We start from the raw sequence: 16440 nt of genomic DNA, 5'->3' as shown, positions 1-16440 counted from the left end.
GGGAACACCGGAGTGTACTTCGTACACGAGGATGTGACTGAGTGCAGCAGACGCCGGAATTCGCCGGTCATCGGAAGCCGCCGCAGTGCCGATGGAAGTTGGGGGCGCCCCCTGCGAGAGTAGGACGTTGCCAGGCAAAGCGGAAACAGCTTAGGATTCGATAATCCTAGGCTGTTTTTTTGTGTGCCAGAATTTGAGCAAGAAAAGTTATTGATTAATTAAGTATCCGTTTGGTACATGCTAAAAATCCGTAGATAAATCGTAAATAATCATTGATAAAACAAAATGCTGTTATTAACCACTACAAAAAAATATCATCTTCACAGGACATACACGTAATTAGACCTTTACCCATACTGTATCGTAGAAAATGTAAACGATTCAAAAAAGTGAATAAATTTTGAATAGTACCTTGGAGATTTGTCCATCCTAACGATATGGAGGTGGAGATATGAGTGCAATTCAAAATTCAGGGGAAATCAAGGAATTGTGCATGATCTGTGAAGAAGAGAAAAATGAAGGGATTCATTTGTATACATCTTTTCTCTGTAATGACTGTGAGAAACAAATGCTGACTTTAGAGCCCGGGGAGCCGTTGTATCAATATTTTATTGAGAAGCTAAGAAAGATGAAAGGGATTCAGATTTATTCATAGGTTAAAAGATTAATAAAGAACAGGTCAAAAACAAACGATTGCTTGGGCAAGCAATCGTTTTTTATATTGAATATCTATTCAGTAAACCTATACGCTTCTCGTCCATGCAGCCTTGTTCAATTAGAAAATCGTTGATACAATAAATATATTTGAAAGAATAAGGAGTTAACCCGATGAATGGTCAGGAACAAATGCCTCTATATAATGCACTTCAGCGTCATATACAAACCAATCCCATTTCTTTTCATGTTCCTGGTCATAAAGGCGGGCTATTATATCAAGAAAAATCAAGGCTTTTGGCTGCGGATGTAACAGAGATTACAGGGATGGACGATCTGTATCATCCGTCAGGAATATTATTCGAATCACAAAAGCTTTTAACTGATTTGTACAATAGTGACCAAAGTTTATTTTTAGTAAATGGATCAACGGTTGGGAACTTAGCAATGATTTATGGGACATGCTCTGAAGGAGATGTGGTCCTGGTCCAACGTAATAGCCATAAGTCCATTATTCATGGATTAATGTTAGCAAAGGTGCATCCTGTATTTTTGGAACCAGAATACGAACAGGAATGGGGCATTGCGAAAGGGATAACTGCTAACACGCTAGCCGAAGCTTTAAAGCAATACCCAGAAGCTAAAGCTGTAATATTAACCTATCCGAATTATTATGGAATGGCAGACCCAATCGAGGACTTAATCCAACAAGCTCATGCTATTAATATTCCAGTACTCGTTGATGAAGCTCATGGTGCCCACTTTCTGGGTAAAGAACCTTTTCCTCGTTCAGCCTTACAGGGGGGTGCAGATATTGTAGTTCAATCTGCTCATAAAACTTTACCATCCTTAACAATGGGAGCCTATCTACATATCCGGGAAGGATTGGTTAATGTTGAGTCGATTCAACAGGCCCTTTCTATACTGCAAACCAGTAGTCCCTCCTATTTAATTATGGCGTCGCTTGATTATGCGAGATCCTATCTTGGAACCTTTACTATGGAGGATTTTCAATTTTGGAAAACATATAAAGAACATATAAATGAATGTCTCGTAAAAATTCGGGGAATTGACCTGTATCAGAATCCATATACAGATCCATTAAAGATAACGATAAGATTATCAAATGGTGAGAGTGGACAAATGCTTCAAAGGTTACTAGAGGAACAGGGGATATATCCTGAATTTTCCGATCCAGCCAATGTTTTATTAATATTCCCTTTATTTAAAAAGGAGCAAGAAACAGAGGCACTGACTTATTTAGATTTGTTAGCAGGTACTCTTAAAAAGATATCCTTACATACTATAGAAAAACCAAGACTCAAGCCTCTTATATGGAGCAGAGGCTCTCAGGTAAAAACACCTGTAATCACTATTTCTCAGGCAAAAGCTGCTGAAAAAAAGTGGGTACCGCTGGCAGAGGCACTTGGAAAAGTTTCCGGCGGCATGATTATTCCATACCCTCCGGGGATCCCATTGATTATGCCGGGAGAGAGCATTAGGCCACACCATTTGGAGGGATTGAAGAAATTTATAGAACATAACACTCATATCCAGGGCGATGGATGGAATGAAAAGCATCAGATACTTGTATTAGCGTGAGGAGAGACATATTGTGACAAAAGGATTATTTATTACATTTGAAGGACCTGAGGGAGCCGGGAAGACAACCGTTCTTCAAATGTTAGCGGAAAACTTACAAGCCAACTACCCCATTGTAGTGACGCGGGAACCTGGAGGTATAACGATAGCAGAAAAAATAAGAGAAGTGATACTGAATCCTGCTCATACGGAAATGGATCCGAAGACAGAGGCCTTGCTTTATGCGGCCTCCCGCCGGCAGCATCTGGTGGAAAAGGTCATCCCTGCACTTGATGAGGGGAAAGTAGTTCTTTGTGATCGGTTCGTAGATGCCTCACTCGTTTACCAAGGATATGCACGAGGAATTGGAATTAATGAAGTGCTAGAAGTGAATCGATTTGCTATTGAGAACCTTATGCCAGATCTAACGATATATTTTGATATACGTCCCGAAATCGGGATTGAACGCATTCAAAAACATAAGGGCCGTGAAGTGAACCGGTTAGATCTAGAAAAGATTGAATTTCACCAAAAAGTCCGGGATGGATATCAGCTTGTTTCAGACCTTTTTCCTGAAAGAATTATTACAGTAAATGCAGAATTACCACTCGATTCTGTTTTAAGCCAAGTAGAAAAAACAGTAATCCGTCAATTGGTTGAATGGAAGCAATCGTAATTTTTATAAAGAAAAGAGGATTTTGAGATAGATTCCACGAAAAAATAAGAGAAATTATATTTAGGTTGAAACGATACAATTGGCATCCGTTCATTGAGGTTATTGGTTAACTTGGAAAATGGACATATTCAGACTTCGTTCACCTATGTTTCGTCCCAATAATATATTGGTATACTACAAGGTAAGAGAAGAAACGGAGGAAAGGAAAATGAAGCTAATCTTAGCTGTTGTTCAAGATCAGGATAGTAATCGTTTGCTTAATGCGCTGGTTGAACATAATTTTAGAGCGACGAAACTTGCATCCACCGGGGGATTTTTAAAATCAGGCAATACCACGTTCTTAATTGGAACTGAAGATATCCGTGTTCAAAAAGCTTTAGATATAATAAAGGATAATTGCAGATCTCGTGAGCAATTGGTAGCACCTGTATCACCTATGGGGGGAAATGCCGATTCATATGTACCTTACCCCGTTGAAATTGAAGTAGGGGGAGCTACCGTATTTGTATTGCCAGTTGAACAGTTTATGCATTTTTAAAATAAATTTTAGAAGCAGAAGGTTTTTACTGGGGAAAAAGTCAAATGGCCCAAGTGCCATTTCTTCTTTGCGATTACCTTCGCATACAAGAATAGGTGATGAACCATGAAAATACAGCAGGACGTTCGAGTTGGTCTAGATCCGCTTAGACAAGATCTTAGAGCAGCTGCGAATCAGACGAATTCCTTCCATTCCATTGTGGAAAAACAGGGAAACCGTTTAAAGACGGAAGAATTAGGACGTTTATTAAAAGATATCGATGTCGCAGGGCAAAGGCTTGTCCGCTCACGTCAGTTTCAGGATTTAGCCAAGTTTAAGACTCTTGTTAAAAGATTTGTTAAAGAGGCAGTCGATTATGGTTTTAATTTAAAGCAGTCCAAGAGCTGGAGTGGCTATGGTGAAAATCGGACACTTAGACTGGTTGAAACGATAGATGAAAAACTTATTTCTTTAACGGAAGAGCTTATGAATAGCGAACAGGAATCGCTCGATCTCCTAGAACAAATCGGAGAAATAAAGGGTTTGCTGATAAACCTGTATACATAAGAGGTGAATACCCTTGAGCGCACAATGGGAAGAATTTAAAGCAAAACAGCCAACTGCTGAGAAAATGATTCGAAATGCTCTACAGCGAGATCGGCTGGCTCATGCTTATTTATTTGAAGGAACGAGAGGGACTGGAAAGGTACAAGCCAGTAAACTCCTTGCTCAAAGCTTTTTCTGTATCAATCGGATTGAGGACTGCGAGCCTTGCGGGGAATGTCATCACTGCAAAAGAATTGAGAGTGGAAATCATCCTGATGTACATATAGTACAACCAGATGGACAGTCGATTAAAAAGGGTCAAATTCAGGAACTGCAAATGGAGTTCTCAAAATCGGGGATGGAATCGACGAAAAAATTTTATGCCATTGTACACGCCGACCGAATGACGACGAATGCAGCGAATAGTTTATTAAAATTTTTAGAAGAACCGCATTCTCAGACGATGGCTGTATTAATTACAGAACAAATCCATAATATGTTAAGTACCATCCTTTCACGCTGTCAGGTTGTGTCATTTAGGCCATTGTCTGCTAATCTTCTAATTAAGCAGCTCATCTCAAGCGGCATACCACAAGATATGGCTCCCCTTCTTTCCCAATTAACACAAAATATTGATGAGGCACTAGCATTATTTTCAGATGAGTGGTTTGCACAAGCACGAAAGAAAGTGGTAAAATTACATGAAGCCCTACAAAAAAGTGAAGAAGAAGCACTTTTATGGCTTCAACAAGAATGGTACAAGCATTTCCAAGATCGGGAACAAGTGAATATGGGCTTGCAAATGCTCTTATTTATATATAGAGATCTGTTATCGATTCAATTGAATAGAAAGGAAAAATTAATATTTCCCTCTATTGTTGGTGAATTAGAGCGATCTGCCTTAAGTATTTCACAGACCACTGTCTTAAACTCTATAGAAACCATTTTGCACACCAAGCGGATGCTAGATGCCCATACGAATAATCAGCTCCTTATGGAACAAATGGTACTGAACTTAAAGGAGGGATCGTAAGCGTGTATAAGGTTGTAGGCGTCAGGTTTAAGAAAGCCGGTAAAATCTATTACTTCGATCCAGGGGACCTATTACTCCAGAAGGACGATTTCGTCATTGTTGAAACTGTCCGAGGTGTTGAATATGGAAGAATTGTTATTGCACCCAAAGAGGTTGGTGAACATGATGTTGTACTTCCATTAAAAAAGGTTCTTCGGATTGCAGATCAAAAGGATCGACTTATTGTTGAAGAGAATAAAGCGGCAACAAGAGAAGCTTATCAGGTATGCAGTGACAAGGTAGAAGAACATGGACTGGATATGAAGCTGGTCGATGTCGAATATACATTTGATCGGAATAAAGTCATTTTTTATTTCACGGCTGACGGACGTGTAGATTTTAGAGAATTAGTAAAGGATCTTGCTGCGATTTTTCGAACTCGGATTGAACTCCGTCAAATTGGGGTTCGGGATGAGGCGAAAATGTTAGGCGGAATTGGTCCATGTGGGAGGATGTTGTGCTGCTCAACGTTTTTAGGGGACTTTGAACCCGTTTCTATTAAAATGGCAAAGGATCAAAATCTTTCCTTAAACCCTACAAAGATCTCGGGGCTATGCGGTCGTTTAATGTGTTGCCTGAAGTACGAGAATGATGAATATGAAATGGCTAGAAATGAATTGCCGGATATCGGCGAATCCATACAAACTCCAATTGGGGAAGGAAAAATCGTTGGATTAAATATTTTAGAGCGGGTTATGCAAATCGAAATCCCAGAGCATGGAAGAGTTCTAGAGTATACGCTTGATGAATTAAGAAATCAGGATGCTGTTTCCCACTAATCCGCAAATCTTCGAGGTGGATAGCTTTGGAAAAAAGAGAAATTTTTGATGCATTAAGTAGCATGGAGCAACAAATTGGTCATTTGTATCAGCAACTTGGGGAAATGAAGCAGCATTTGGCAGAAATTTTAGAGGAAAACAACACATTAAAGATTGAAAATGACCATCTTCGCAAGCGTTTAGAGCAAACCACCTCTAAAGATGGCCAGCGACAAAACGAAGGTGATGGACAGAATCCGTTAGAACGGGGAATTGATATCGGGGAAGGATATGATAATTTAGCCCGTCTTTATCAGGAAGGATTCCATATCTGCAATCTCCATTTTGGAAGTCCTCGTCATGAGGGAGACTGTTTGTTTTGCTTATCTTTTCTCAATAAAAAATAAATGGGTGAGAGTCTTCCGTTATGGAAGGCTCTTTTTTAAGCAGTTTCGAAAAAGCACGGAAATATGCCTAGGCATTTAGGCAACACTTATAAAATAAAGGGGTATTTTATGGATTGGTTAAAGGATGATGAGAGGTTAGATTATTTATTAGCAGAGAATTTGCGCATTATTCAAAGCCCCACTGTCTTCTCGTTTTCGCTAGATGCTGTTCTATTAGCCCGTTTTGCTTATGTTCCGATACAAAAAGGACAAGTTCTAGATTTATGCAGCGGAAATGGCGTAATTCCTTTACTTTTATCAGGGCGTACCCGGGCTAACGTAACGGGTGTAGAGATTCAGGAACGGTTATATAACATGGCAGTGAGAAGCATTTTGTTGAATGGACTAGATGATCAGATTCAAATGATTCATGGGGACCTAAAAGAGATGCCCTCAATATTAGGTCACGCTGTGTATGACGTGATCACGTGTAACCCGCCTTATTTTCAAACACTTTCGAAAGAAGTGCAAAATCAAAATTATTATTTTGCTCTCGCTCGTCATGAAATTACCTGCACTTTAGAGGATGTCATCTCAGTCTCTGCAAAATTAGTAAAGCCTGGCGGAAAAGTTGCCTTGGTTCATCGCCCAGCAAGACTTATGGACATATTAATGCTATTGAGACATTATAAGCTCGAGCCAAAGCGTCTGCGCTTCGTGTATCCCAAGGAAGGAAAAGAAGCCAATATGATTTTAGTAGAAGGAATGAAGGATGCGAATCCTGATTTAAAAATCCTCCCGCCACTTTATATTTATACGAATGAGAACGAGTATACAGAAGAAGTGAGGGAGCTTTTGTATGGAAAACAATAAACACTTTATTTATGTATTAGAGTGTGCAGATGGCAGCTACTATACCGGGTACTCAACAGATGTGAATAAACGGGTATTGACCCATAACGCCGGAAAAGGCGCGAAGTACACCCGTTCCCGATTACCGGTAACATGTATTTACGAAAAAGCCTTTGCATCAAAACGGGAGGCATTACAAGAAGAGTATGCATTTAAGCGCCTTTCCCGGAGAGAAAAGGAGCAATTTTTAAAATCTAAGGGGAGACAAGGATAATGCAGAAGCAAAAAAGCTTTAAACAAGATTGGGAAGGGGTTCTTTTTCTTGTTCCCACCCCAATTGGAAATTTAAAAGATATGACCTATAGAGCTGTTGAAATTTTAAAAGAAGCGGACATGATTGCAGCGGAGGACACTCGCAATACAAGAAAACTTTGTAATCATTTTGACATTCATACGCCCCTTACAAGTTATCATGAACACAATAAGGAATCGAGTGGGGAAAAGCTGGTAGCAGCCATGAAGGAAGGAAAAAAAGTAGCACTTGTTTCCGATGCCGGTTTACCCGCTATTTCAGATCCTGGCTGGGAGCTCGTTGCTTTATGTCAAAAAGAATTGATACCTGTCATTGCGTTACCCGGAGCAAATGCAGCGATTACCGCTCTTATTGCCTCAGGGCTCAAACCTCAGCCCTTTTATTTTCATGGATTTTTAAATAGAAGTAAGAAGGAACGCAGAACTGAACTGGAACAGCTGCATAATCGCGCCGAAACTCTTATTTTTTACGAAGCTCCGCATCGCATAAAGGAAACATTAGATGACGTATTGCATGTTTTGGGGAACCGTCATGCGGCTATCTGTCGGGAATTAACAAAGGTACACGAAGAATATATACGTGGTACTGTCGAAGAGCTCGTTAATGTGGTGAAGGATGAGCCCCTAAAAGGAGAGATTTGCCTTATCATTGAAGGAGGAGAATCTCAAAAGGATGAAGCAGTTCTTTGGTGGGCACCACTTTCGATTGAAGAGCACGTAAGCTATTATATAGAAGAAAAAGGGTTAACCTCAAAAGAAGCCATTAAACAAACAGCGACTGACCGCTCAATGGCTAAAAGAGATGTGTACCAGGCGTATCATATTGACTAAATAAAAAAGCAAAAGGTTCTAAAGGAGACCCTTTTGCTTTTTAGAAGGCTGGAATTAGTTAGCTTTTACATGAAATTGGTTTTGAATTTCGTTAATTAACATTTCCGCACCTTCACGGCTAAGTACTAGTTTACCGCCTGCGAGTGCAATGTTATGATCGGAAACTTCACCAGTGATGTGGCAAGTCATGTTTGGTTTGTATTTCTTTAAAATAATTTTTTCATCATCAACATAGATTTCTAAAGCATCTTTTTCAGCAATGCCCAGAGTTCTGCGAAGCTCAATAGGAATAACTACACGGCCAAGCTCATCAACTTTTCTTACAATACCAGTGGATTTCATTGGAGTTTCTCCTCTCAAATTTTTAAAATAAGATTCTATTCATTTTCGTTTATTTGCTTTCGTCATTATTCGACAAATTTCTATGAATTTATGATACCAGCCTTTCCCAAATCCGTCAATAATTTTATTTTATTGGTATGGCCACTTTTTTAAAAATGGTTAAATAATCCTATTATATCAAGGTTTTTTGTATATGTAAGTTGGAAAAAAGATCGCAATATTTTTCGACAATTACCAACATATAGTTCGACAAAGTTCTAATTGATTCCTTTTTCTTTAGATGATTAATAGCGTATAATTTGATATTTTTCAATATAAAAAGTTATGAAACTATTTAGAGATGGCCGCTTGAAAAAATATCAATAATGAATATCCTTATAGGCAACTGTTTAAAACATATAGATAGGAATATGGCAAAATCTGTTGCTAAATAGGAATAGAGAGGGTTGTAATAAGGTTACAATTAGATAGGTATGCGTTAAAATAGAAGGTAAAGGTTAGATAATGATCCTGTGCATTTTGTGTTTAAATGAAATGAAAGTGAGCTGCCACCAAGCTTTCTCTTATATAATATCCAAGTTTTCTTTAAATTTTCTATTTAAATATTTATAATCGGTTTTAAAGATTAAAAATTGGAGGACGTTAGTATGGGAAAATCCAATCAAACATTTTATATTACAACACCTATATATTACCCTAGCGGGAATCTTCATATAGGGCATGCTTATACAACAGTGGCTGGTGATGCAATGGCCCGCTATAAACGTCTGAGAGGCTTTGATGTTATGTATCTGACCGGTACAGATGAGCATGGACAAAAAATTCAAAGGAAAGCAGAAGAAAAAGGAGTTACCCCTAAAAATTATGTCGATGACATCGTATCAGGCATTAAGGAATTGTGGGACAAACTCGATATTTCCTACAATGATTTTATTCGGACAACAGAAGACCGGCATAAAGCTGCGGTTGAAAAAATATTTGCCAAGCTCCTTGAGCAAGGAGATATTTATTTGGATAAATATGAAGGATGGTATTGTACACCTTGTGAATCGTTTTTTACAGAGCGTCAGTTAGCAGATGGAAATTGCCCGGACTGCGGCCGTCCTGTTGAAAAGGTTAAAGAGGAATCGTATTTCTTTAAAATGAGTAAATATGTGGACCGATTAGTTCAATATTACGAGGACCATCCTGAATTTATCCAGCCAGAATCACGCAAAAACGAAATGATTAATAACTTTATTAAGCCTGGGCTGGAAGATTTAGCGGTTTCAAGAACCACCTTTGATTGGGGAATTAAAGTGCCAGGGGATCCAAAACATGTCATATATGTTTGGATTGATGCCCTTTCTAACTATATTACAGCATTAGGATATGGCAGTGAGAATGATGAGAAATATAAGAAATATTGGCCTGCGGATGTTCATTTAGTTGGGAAGGAAATTATTCGCTTCCATACAATTTATTGGCCAATTATGCTGATGGCGTTGGATCTCCCGCTTCCTAAAAAGGTATTTGGCCATGGCTGGCTGCTTATGAAAGACGGAAAGATGTCTAAATCAAAAGGGAATGTCGTTGATCCGGTCACTCTAATTGATCGTTACGGATTAGATTCGCTTCGTTATTATTTATTGCGTGAAGTACCTTTTGGATCAGACGGAGTTTTTACACCAGAGGGATTTGTTGAAAGAATAAACTTCGACTTAGCCAATGATTTAGGAAATCTTTTAAACCGGACTGTTGCGATGATTGATAAATATTTTGATGGTGAAATTCCGGTATATAATGGTTCTACTCATTCGTTTGAACAAAGCTTATTGGAAGTTAATATGGAGACAGTGAAGAAATATGAAGCGGCTATGGAAGATATGGAGTTTTCGGTAGCGCTCGCCTCATTATGGCAGCTTGTGAGCAGAACCAATAAATTTATCGATGAGACTCAACCTTGGGTTTTAGCCAAAGAGGGAACAAAAAGGGACGAATTGGCAAGCGTTATGGTTCACCTTGCCGATTCATTAAGAAGAATTGCTGTTCTGCTTCAACCTTTCCTAACAAAAACACCAGCTCTTATTTTCGAGCAGCTTCAAATAACCGACCCTGAGTTAAAGTCTTGGGAAAGTCTTGCTGAATTTGGGAAAATCCCTGCGGGAACGAGAGTTAAAAAAGGTGAGCCGATATTCCCTCGCCTGGAAGTGGAAGATGAAGTTCAATATATAAAGGAAAAAATGCAAGGCGTAGCACAGCCGCAAAACGAACCTAAAAAGGAAAAAGAAGAGATTGAAGAAGTGAATGAAATCACAATCGATGATTTTATGAAAGTTGAACTTCGCGTAGCAGAGGTTATTCATGCTGAACCGGTTAAAAAAGCCGATAAATTATTAAAGCTTCAATTAGATTTGGGCTATGAAAAGCGCCAAGTTGTTTCCGGCATTGCTCAATATTACAAGCCTGAAGATCTCATTGGGAAGAAAGTGATTTGCGTTACGAATCTGAAGCCTGTCAAACTCCGTGGCGAGTTGTCAGAAGGAATGATTTTAGCAGGCTCAAAAGATGGTGTCTTGTCGTTGGCAACGGTGGATAACGAGTTGGAAATTGGAGCTAAAGTGAAATAACATTTATTATATCGGAAAAACATAGGAATGTTTCACGTGAAACAAACGCGTGTTACAATCCTATGTTTTTTGTTTCATTAAATAAAACAAGTAATAAAAAACCATATATTACAGTAGTTTTTGTTGTAATCGAAAAAAATTATTTGTAACATTATGAAACGATATTATATGAATAAAATTCATTTGTTTTCTTTCTATAATTTCCGGGAGCAGCTTTATATTAGTATTTTAGATAGAATGAGGAGTGTAAAACATGCTATTTGATACACACGTGCATTTAAATGATAAACAATTTGAAGAGGATTTAAACGAAGTAATCGAAAGAGCCTTGCAAAAAGATGTAAAAAATATGGTGGTAGTAGGATTTGATCGGCCAACTATCAAGCGTGCGATTGATTTGGCTGAAACCTATGATTTTATTTATGCGAGTATAGGATGGCATCCGGTTGATGCGATTGATATGACGGAATCTGATCTAGAATGGTTAGAATCACTCTCTGTCCATCCGAAAGTAGTGGCTCTTGGAGAGATGGGATTAGACTATCATTGGGATAAAACACCGAAAGAGGTGCAATACGAAGTATTTAGGAAACAAATTCGGCTGGCGAAAAAAGTAAAGCTTCCCATCATTATTCATAATCGGGAAGCAACCGAGGACGTTGTAAATATTTTAAGAGAAGAAGGGGCCAATGAAGTCGGAGGCATTATGCATTGTTTTAGCGGAAGTGTTGAAATTGCGAAACAGTGCCTAGACTTAAACTTTTATATATCACTGGGGGGACCTGTTACTTTCAAAAATGCCAAAAAGCCAAAGGAAGTGGCGGCAGCTGTTCCGTTAGACAGGCTATTGATTGAAACAGATTGTCCGTATCTAGCTCCACATCCGTATAGAGGCAAAAGAAACGAACCATCCTATGTCTCTTTAGTTGCTGAAGAAATAGCAAGAATTAAGGACCTCACATATGAAGAGGTTACGGCGCAAACAACAGCTAATGCAAAAAAACTTTTCGGCATATCATGACATTAATTCTTGTCGAAACTTGAATTCACCTGTCCCATTTTTCGCGAATTCTCTAAAGTTCTACACGTCTTCTTTTATTCATAGGTATATGTGTCGATAAGTCTTTCTTCCCTTTCTTGTGGGGGTCATGCATAATTATGATTACCTTCGAAAAAGTTTAAGGGGTTGACATGCAGAGTAACTCTCTATATAATCACTTCCGTGGAGAAGGAGGCGTTTTTCATCGTGAATAATACCGTGAAAAACCTGTTTTCCGAAATGAGTAAAAGGAGACTTTTACTGTTATCATTCGGCGCACTAGTCTTTTTGCTGGCGCTAACGTTAATGGTGTACCAAGGCACGAAGAAGACGGTTGCATTAACGCTAGACGGTAAAGAGAGAATAGTTAAAACTCATGCAGACACTGTAGAAGATATTTTAAGAGAATTAAAGATACAGGTTCGTGCAGAAGATTATTTGTTCCCAAAAGCAAATACGAAATTAGAAAATAATCTAGAAATTGCGTGGGAACCAGCAAAACAGGTTACAATTACACTTAACGATAAAGAGCCAAACAAGGTTTGGACGACAGCCGATTCTGTCAAAGAATTATTAGAACAGCATGGAATTACGGTAAAAACACAGGATCAGATTTTTCCTGGTTTGGATACAGCAATAAAAAATGGCCTGAGTATTAATGTTGAGGAAGCATTCAAAGTGACATTAGTAGATGGCGGTAAACCTCAGGAGCTATGGTCCACTTCGACTACGGTCGCTGACTTTTTAAAACAACAGGGGATTCAACTTAATGAGCTTGACCGAGTTGAACCTAAGCTAGAGCAAACCATTGACGACGGGACAAAAGTGAGCGTCGTTCGAGTAGAAAAAGTCACCGATGTAGTGGAAGAATCAGTTGAATATGCAGTTGTCACGAAAAATGACAGCAGTCTGAAAAAAGGTACTGAAAAGGTAATTCAAGAAGGACAAGAGGGCCAAGTATCCAAGGTCTATCAAGTGGTATTAGAAAATGGAAAAGAAGTATCTCGTAAACTAGTAGAAACTAAGACTTTAAAGGAAAGTCAGAATAAAATTGTTGCAATTGGAACTCAAGTTCAAACAGCAAGCATTTCCCGTGGAGCTGAAGCAGTGAGCGGTAAAGAGTTCTACGTCAATTCAACGGCTTATACAGCATACTGTAACGGCTGTTCTGGAGTAACTGCAACTGGGATTAACTTGCGTTCAAATCCGGATATTAAAGTGATTGCCGTTGATCCAAGTGTGATACCTTTAGGTTCGAAGGTCTATGTCGAAGGGTATGGCCATGCAATTGCAGGTGATACAGGTTCTGCGATTAAAGGCAATAAGATCGATGTATTTTTCCCAACGAAAGAACAAGCGTATCGCTGGGGTGTCAGAAAAGTTAAAATAACCATTTTAGAATAACAGAGGGATTTAATTCCTCTGTTTTTTTATTTTACTTTAAGAAAGTATAAAATTTTAGCAAAGTAGCAAATTCGACGCAGCTAAAATTTTTAGGAATAAAGTATAAGTGCAACTAGGCAATCGCCGGCGCCTAAAGGCTTGGCGCTAGCCAAGTTTTCTTTAGCGGGCAAGGAGTATGTAACTCAATGAAATTAAATTTGCACAAACGATTAATGAAATCTCTTTACTATTTCGTTATAAAGGTGTAAAAACTAATCTATGAATATAGACGTTATTGTTACAAAAATGTTTCAGGATAGAGGTAAAAAAGTGAGAAAAATTAAAGAAATTATCGTAGTCGAAGGAAAAGATGATACAGTAGCGGTAAAACGGGCTGTAGAAGCTGATACCATTGAAACAAATGGGTCAGCCGTTCCGCCTTACGTGATTGAGCAAATTAAATTAGCACAGGCTACTAGAGGAGTAATCATCCTAACCGATCCAGATTATCCAGGACAGCGTATCCGGAATATTATCGAACAAGCAGTACCGGGATGTAAGCATGCTTTTCTGCCAAAACATCTGGCCCTTGAAAAGCGGGGACGAGGTGTCGGTGTAGAACATGCAGCACCTGATGTCATTCAAGAGGCTCTAAAAGATGCACATACTACAACTGAACAAATAGAAGAAGTGATTACTTATGATGATTTAATAGATGCAGGATTAATTGCAGGACAAAAAGCAAGATCCAGGAGAGAAAGACTCGGTGCAGTCTTAAAAATCGGCTACGCGAATGGGAAGCAGCTTTATAAACGTTTGCAAACTTTTCAGATCACGCGAGAACAGTTTAAGGCTGCTTTAGAAGACTTGGATCAGGAGGAACAAAAGTGAATAGAGACATTGCCACAGTAGGAAGAACAAAAGAAATATTAGAGAAATACGGATTCTCTTTTAAAAAGAGTCTAGGTCAGAATTTCTTAATTGACCCCAATGTTTTGCGAAAGATTGTTTCCTTTGCTGAATTAAAGCCTGGCAGCGGTGCTGTTGAAATCGGCCCGGGCATTGGTGCGTTAACTGAAAATCTTGCACGTGCTTGTGAAAGGGTAGTGGCCTTTGAAATTGATCAGCGTCTCTTGCCAATTTTAGAGGATACTCTTGGCGATTACGATAACGTAACAATTTTGCATCAGGATGTTTTAAAGGCCGATGTGCGCTCAGTTATGACAGCGTATTTTGAGGAAGATCAGGATGTCATGGTTGTTGCCAATTTGCCTTATTATGTAACGACTCCCATCTTAATGAAACTGTTAAATGATCAAATTCCGGTTAGAGGGTTTGTTGTGATGATGCAAAAAGAAGTAGCAGACCGATTGGCTGCTGAACCGGGTTCGAAGGAATACGGTTCTTTATCTATTGCCGTCCAATATTACACGAAGCCTGAAAAGGTGATGATTGTACCGAAGTCTGTTTTTATGCCGCAGCCTAATGTAGATTCAGCTGTTGTGAGGCTTACAAAAAGGGACAAGCCTCCTGTTGAAGTGGCAGATGAGGATTTCTTTTTCACCATTACAAAAACAGCCTTTGCACAAAGAAGGAAAACCCTGCTAAATAATTTAACTTCCGGACTTGAAAATGGAAAAGAGAAAAAAGAGGGGATTTTAGCTATATTAGACAGTATTCACATCGACCCTGGCCGCAGGGGTGAAACTTTAAGTATTCAGGAGTTTGCAAATCTTGCTAATGCCTTATATCCGATATTTGCCGAAAAATAACCTCTTAGGCTTGCGGATAAATCAACTTAATTTATAATTAGAGCCCTATCAAGAATTAAGCAAGTCCGAGCGCTCACCTCTTTGATTTTGGCTGCATAGCCTAAGTAAGAGAAATTTTTTAAGCGCCAAGGGCTTGGAGTGAAATAAGGTGACAATAAAAAGAAACGACATTGTTGGTCGGAAATCATATCATTGTGATATTTTGTTTCAAATTTTAGAAATAATTGAAATGGACGGGAAGAAATGGGCCATACTAAAAGGTCAGGAATTACGTCTAATTGCTGATGCACCATTAGAGGATTTGGTGTTGATTACTGAAAGCGAGCAAAAACGGTTTGAACGTCAATTTAGATCGTTAGAAAATTACTCGTTACAGCTCTTTCGTCAGGACGTAGAGCTTTTAAAGGAAAGACAAGAGTATCATGCAACAAACGGCTATGATACAACAGCGAGCTATTTTCAAATCCCCGGAAGGGTGCTGCATATTGATGGAGATCCATCCTACCTGCAAAAATGCATGGCCGTTTATGAAAAAATAGGTGTGCCTGTCTATGGGGTTCATTGTACAGAAAAAGAAATGCCTAACCGAATTGCTGCATTGTTAGATGAATACAGACCTGATATTCTTGTGCTTACCGGTCATGATTCTTATTCTAAATCAAAAGGGAAAAAATCTGACTTAAATGCATACAGACATTCCAGATATTTTGTAAAGACAGTCCAAAATGCAAGAAGAAAGGTACCGAGTTTAGATCAATTAGTGATCTTTGCAGGTGCCTGTCAGTCTCATTTTGAATCACTTATTCAGGCTGGATCAAACTTTGCAAGCTCTCCAGCAAGAGTTAATATCCACGCGTTAGACCCTGTTTATATCGTCGCTAAAATCAGTTTCACTCCTTTTGACGATCGAGTACATGTTTGGGATGTCCTCAGGAATACAATAACGGGTGAAAAAGGACTTGGCGGAATTGAAACCAAAGGCCTGTTAAGAACAGGAGCCCCTTATAATCCCAAATTAGATGGAGAAGATGAAGAGGTTTGGTAAGAAAAAGCCACGTCCTGGAGCGTGGCTTTTTTCTTAAACAAAAGAGTACTTCCACATGCGGGAAG

The 16440-nt window shown here is 38.9% G+C and carries 18 protein-coding genes; 17 read left to right on the top strand and 1 reads right to left on the bottom strand.

Going from position 1 to position 16440, the window contains the following annotated elements; translation table 11 throughout:
- Positions 1–451: 451 nt before the first annotated feature.
- From CRO56_RS22015 to rsmI, 11 genes are all read left to right on the top strand, one after another.
- Positions 452–655: a sigma factor G inhibitor Gin gene (locus CRO56_RS22015; RefSeq protein ID WP_097160786.1), complete on the top strand. Its 204-nt coding sequence runs from the start codon at positions 452–454 to the stop codon at positions 653–655.
- 173 nt (positions 656–828) lie between these two features.
- Entirely contained in the window at positions 829–2256 is a 1428-nt protein-coding gene (locus CRO56_RS22010) for an aminotransferase class I/II-fold pyridoxal phosphate-dependent enzyme (RefSeq protein WP_097160785.1), read from the top strand.
- A 13-nt stretch (positions 2257–2269) separates the two neighbouring features.
- Positions 2270–2911 carry a dTMP kinase gene (gene tmk, locus CRO56_RS22005; protein WP_097160784.1) on the top strand — a complete coding sequence of 214 codons (642 nt, stop codon included), beginning with the start codon at positions 2270–2272 and terminating at the stop codon, positions 2909–2911.
- A 208-nt stretch (positions 2912–3119) separates the two neighbouring features.
- Positions 3120–3449, top strand: a complete 330-nt coding sequence (locus CRO56_RS22000) for a cyclic-di-AMP receptor (RefSeq protein ID WP_097160783.1) — start codon at positions 3120–3122, stop codon at positions 3447–3449.
- A 105-nt stretch (positions 3450–3554) separates the two neighbouring features.
- Entirely contained in the window at positions 3555–3995 is a 441-nt protein-coding gene (locus CRO56_RS21995; protein ID WP_097160782.1) for a YaaR family protein, read from the top strand.
- A gap of 13 nt (positions 3996–4008) precedes the next feature.
- Entirely contained in the window at positions 4009–5007 is a 999-nt protein-coding gene (gene holB, locus CRO56_RS21990) for a DNA polymerase III subunit delta' (protein ID WP_097160781.1), read from the top strand.
- 2 nt (positions 5008–5009) lie between these two features.
- Positions 5010–5825, top strand: a complete 816-nt coding sequence (locus tag CRO56_RS21985; RefSeq protein ID WP_097160780.1) for a PSP1 domain-containing protein — start codon at positions 5010–5012, stop codon at positions 5823–5825.
- A 26-nt stretch (positions 5826–5851) separates the two neighbouring features.
- Positions 5852–6211, top strand: coding sequence for a DNA replication initiation control protein YabA (yabA, locus tag CRO56_RS21980; protein ID WP_097160779.1), 360 nt, complete (start codon positions 5852–5854; stop codon positions 6209–6211).
- Positions 6212–6319: 108 nt separating this feature from the next.
- Positions 6320–7063 (top strand): tRNA1(Val) (adenine(37)-N6)-methyltransferase, encoded by a 744-nt coding sequence (locus CRO56_RS21975; protein ID WP_097160778.1) that lies wholly within the window; start codon positions 6320–6322, stop codon positions 7061–7063.
- Positions 7050–7316: a GIY-YIG nuclease family protein gene (locus tag CRO56_RS21970; RefSeq protein WP_097160777.1), complete on the top strand. Its 267-nt coding sequence runs from the start codon at positions 7050–7052 to the stop codon at positions 7314–7316. The genes CRO56_RS21975 and CRO56_RS21970 overlap by 14 nt, the downstream gene beginning before the upstream one ends.
- Positions 7316–8185, top strand: coding sequence for a 16S rRNA (cytidine(1402)-2'-O)-methyltransferase (gene rsmI, locus CRO56_RS21965; protein WP_097160776.1), 870 nt, complete (start codon positions 7316–7318; stop codon positions 8183–8185). The genes CRO56_RS21970 and rsmI overlap by 1 nt, the downstream gene beginning before the upstream one ends.
- 54 nt (positions 8186–8239) lie before the next feature.
- Here the strand turns inward: rsmI and CRO56_RS21960 are convergent, their stop codons facing one another.
- A complete protein-coding gene (locus CRO56_RS21960) occupies positions 8240–8527 on the bottom strand; it encodes a transition state genes transcriptional regulator AbrB (protein WP_097160775.1) in 288 nt (95 codons plus the stop codon).
- Between the two features lie 647 nt (positions 8528–9174).
- Here CRO56_RS21960 and metG point away from each other — a divergent pair.
- The 6 genes from metG (at position 9175) to yabG (ending at position 16375) form a co-directional block, all read left to right on the top strand.
- Positions 9175–11136 (top strand): methionine--tRNA ligase, encoded by a 1962-nt coding sequence (gene metG / locus CRO56_RS21955; RefSeq protein WP_097160774.1) that lies wholly within the window; start codon positions 9175–9177, stop codon positions 11134–11136.
- A gap of 253 nt (positions 11137–11389) precedes the next feature.
- Entirely contained in the window at positions 11390–12157 is a 768-nt protein-coding gene (locus CRO56_RS21950) for a TatD family hydrolase (RefSeq protein WP_097160773.1), read from the top strand.
- A gap of 225 nt (positions 12158–12382) precedes the next feature.
- Positions 12383–13579: a resuscitation-promoting factor gene (locus tag CRO56_RS21945; protein ID WP_245856070.1), complete on the top strand. Its 1197-nt coding sequence runs from the start codon at positions 12383–12385 to the stop codon at positions 13577–13579.
- A gap of 258 nt (positions 13580–13837) precedes the next feature.
- Positions 13838–14449: a ribonuclease M5 gene (gene rnmV / locus CRO56_RS21940; RefSeq protein ID WP_281257352.1), complete on the top strand. Its 612-nt coding sequence runs from the start codon at positions 13838–13840 to the stop codon at positions 14447–14449.
- Positions 14446–15330, top strand: coding sequence for a 16S rRNA (adenine(1518)-N(6)/adenine(1519)-N(6))-dimethyltransferase RsmA (rsmA, locus tag CRO56_RS21935; protein WP_097160772.1), 885 nt, complete (start codon positions 14446–14448; stop codon positions 15328–15330). The genes rnmV and rsmA overlap by 4 nt, the downstream gene beginning before the upstream one ends.
- Before the next feature lie 148 nt (positions 15331–15478).
- Positions 15479–16375: a sporulation peptidase YabG gene (gene yabG, locus CRO56_RS21930; protein WP_097160771.1), complete on the top strand. Its 897-nt coding sequence runs from the start codon at positions 15479–15481 to the stop codon at positions 16373–16375.
- Positions 16376–16440 lie beyond the last annotated feature (65 nt).

The organism is Bacillus oleivorans, from assembly GCF_900207585.1.
Lineage (GTDB): Bacteria > Bacillota > Bacilli > Bacillales > JC228 > Bacillus_BF > Bacillus_BF oleivorans.
The sequence above is the reverse complement of the archived record's forward strand: the minus strand, read 5'-3'. Positions and strand labels throughout refer to the sequence as shown.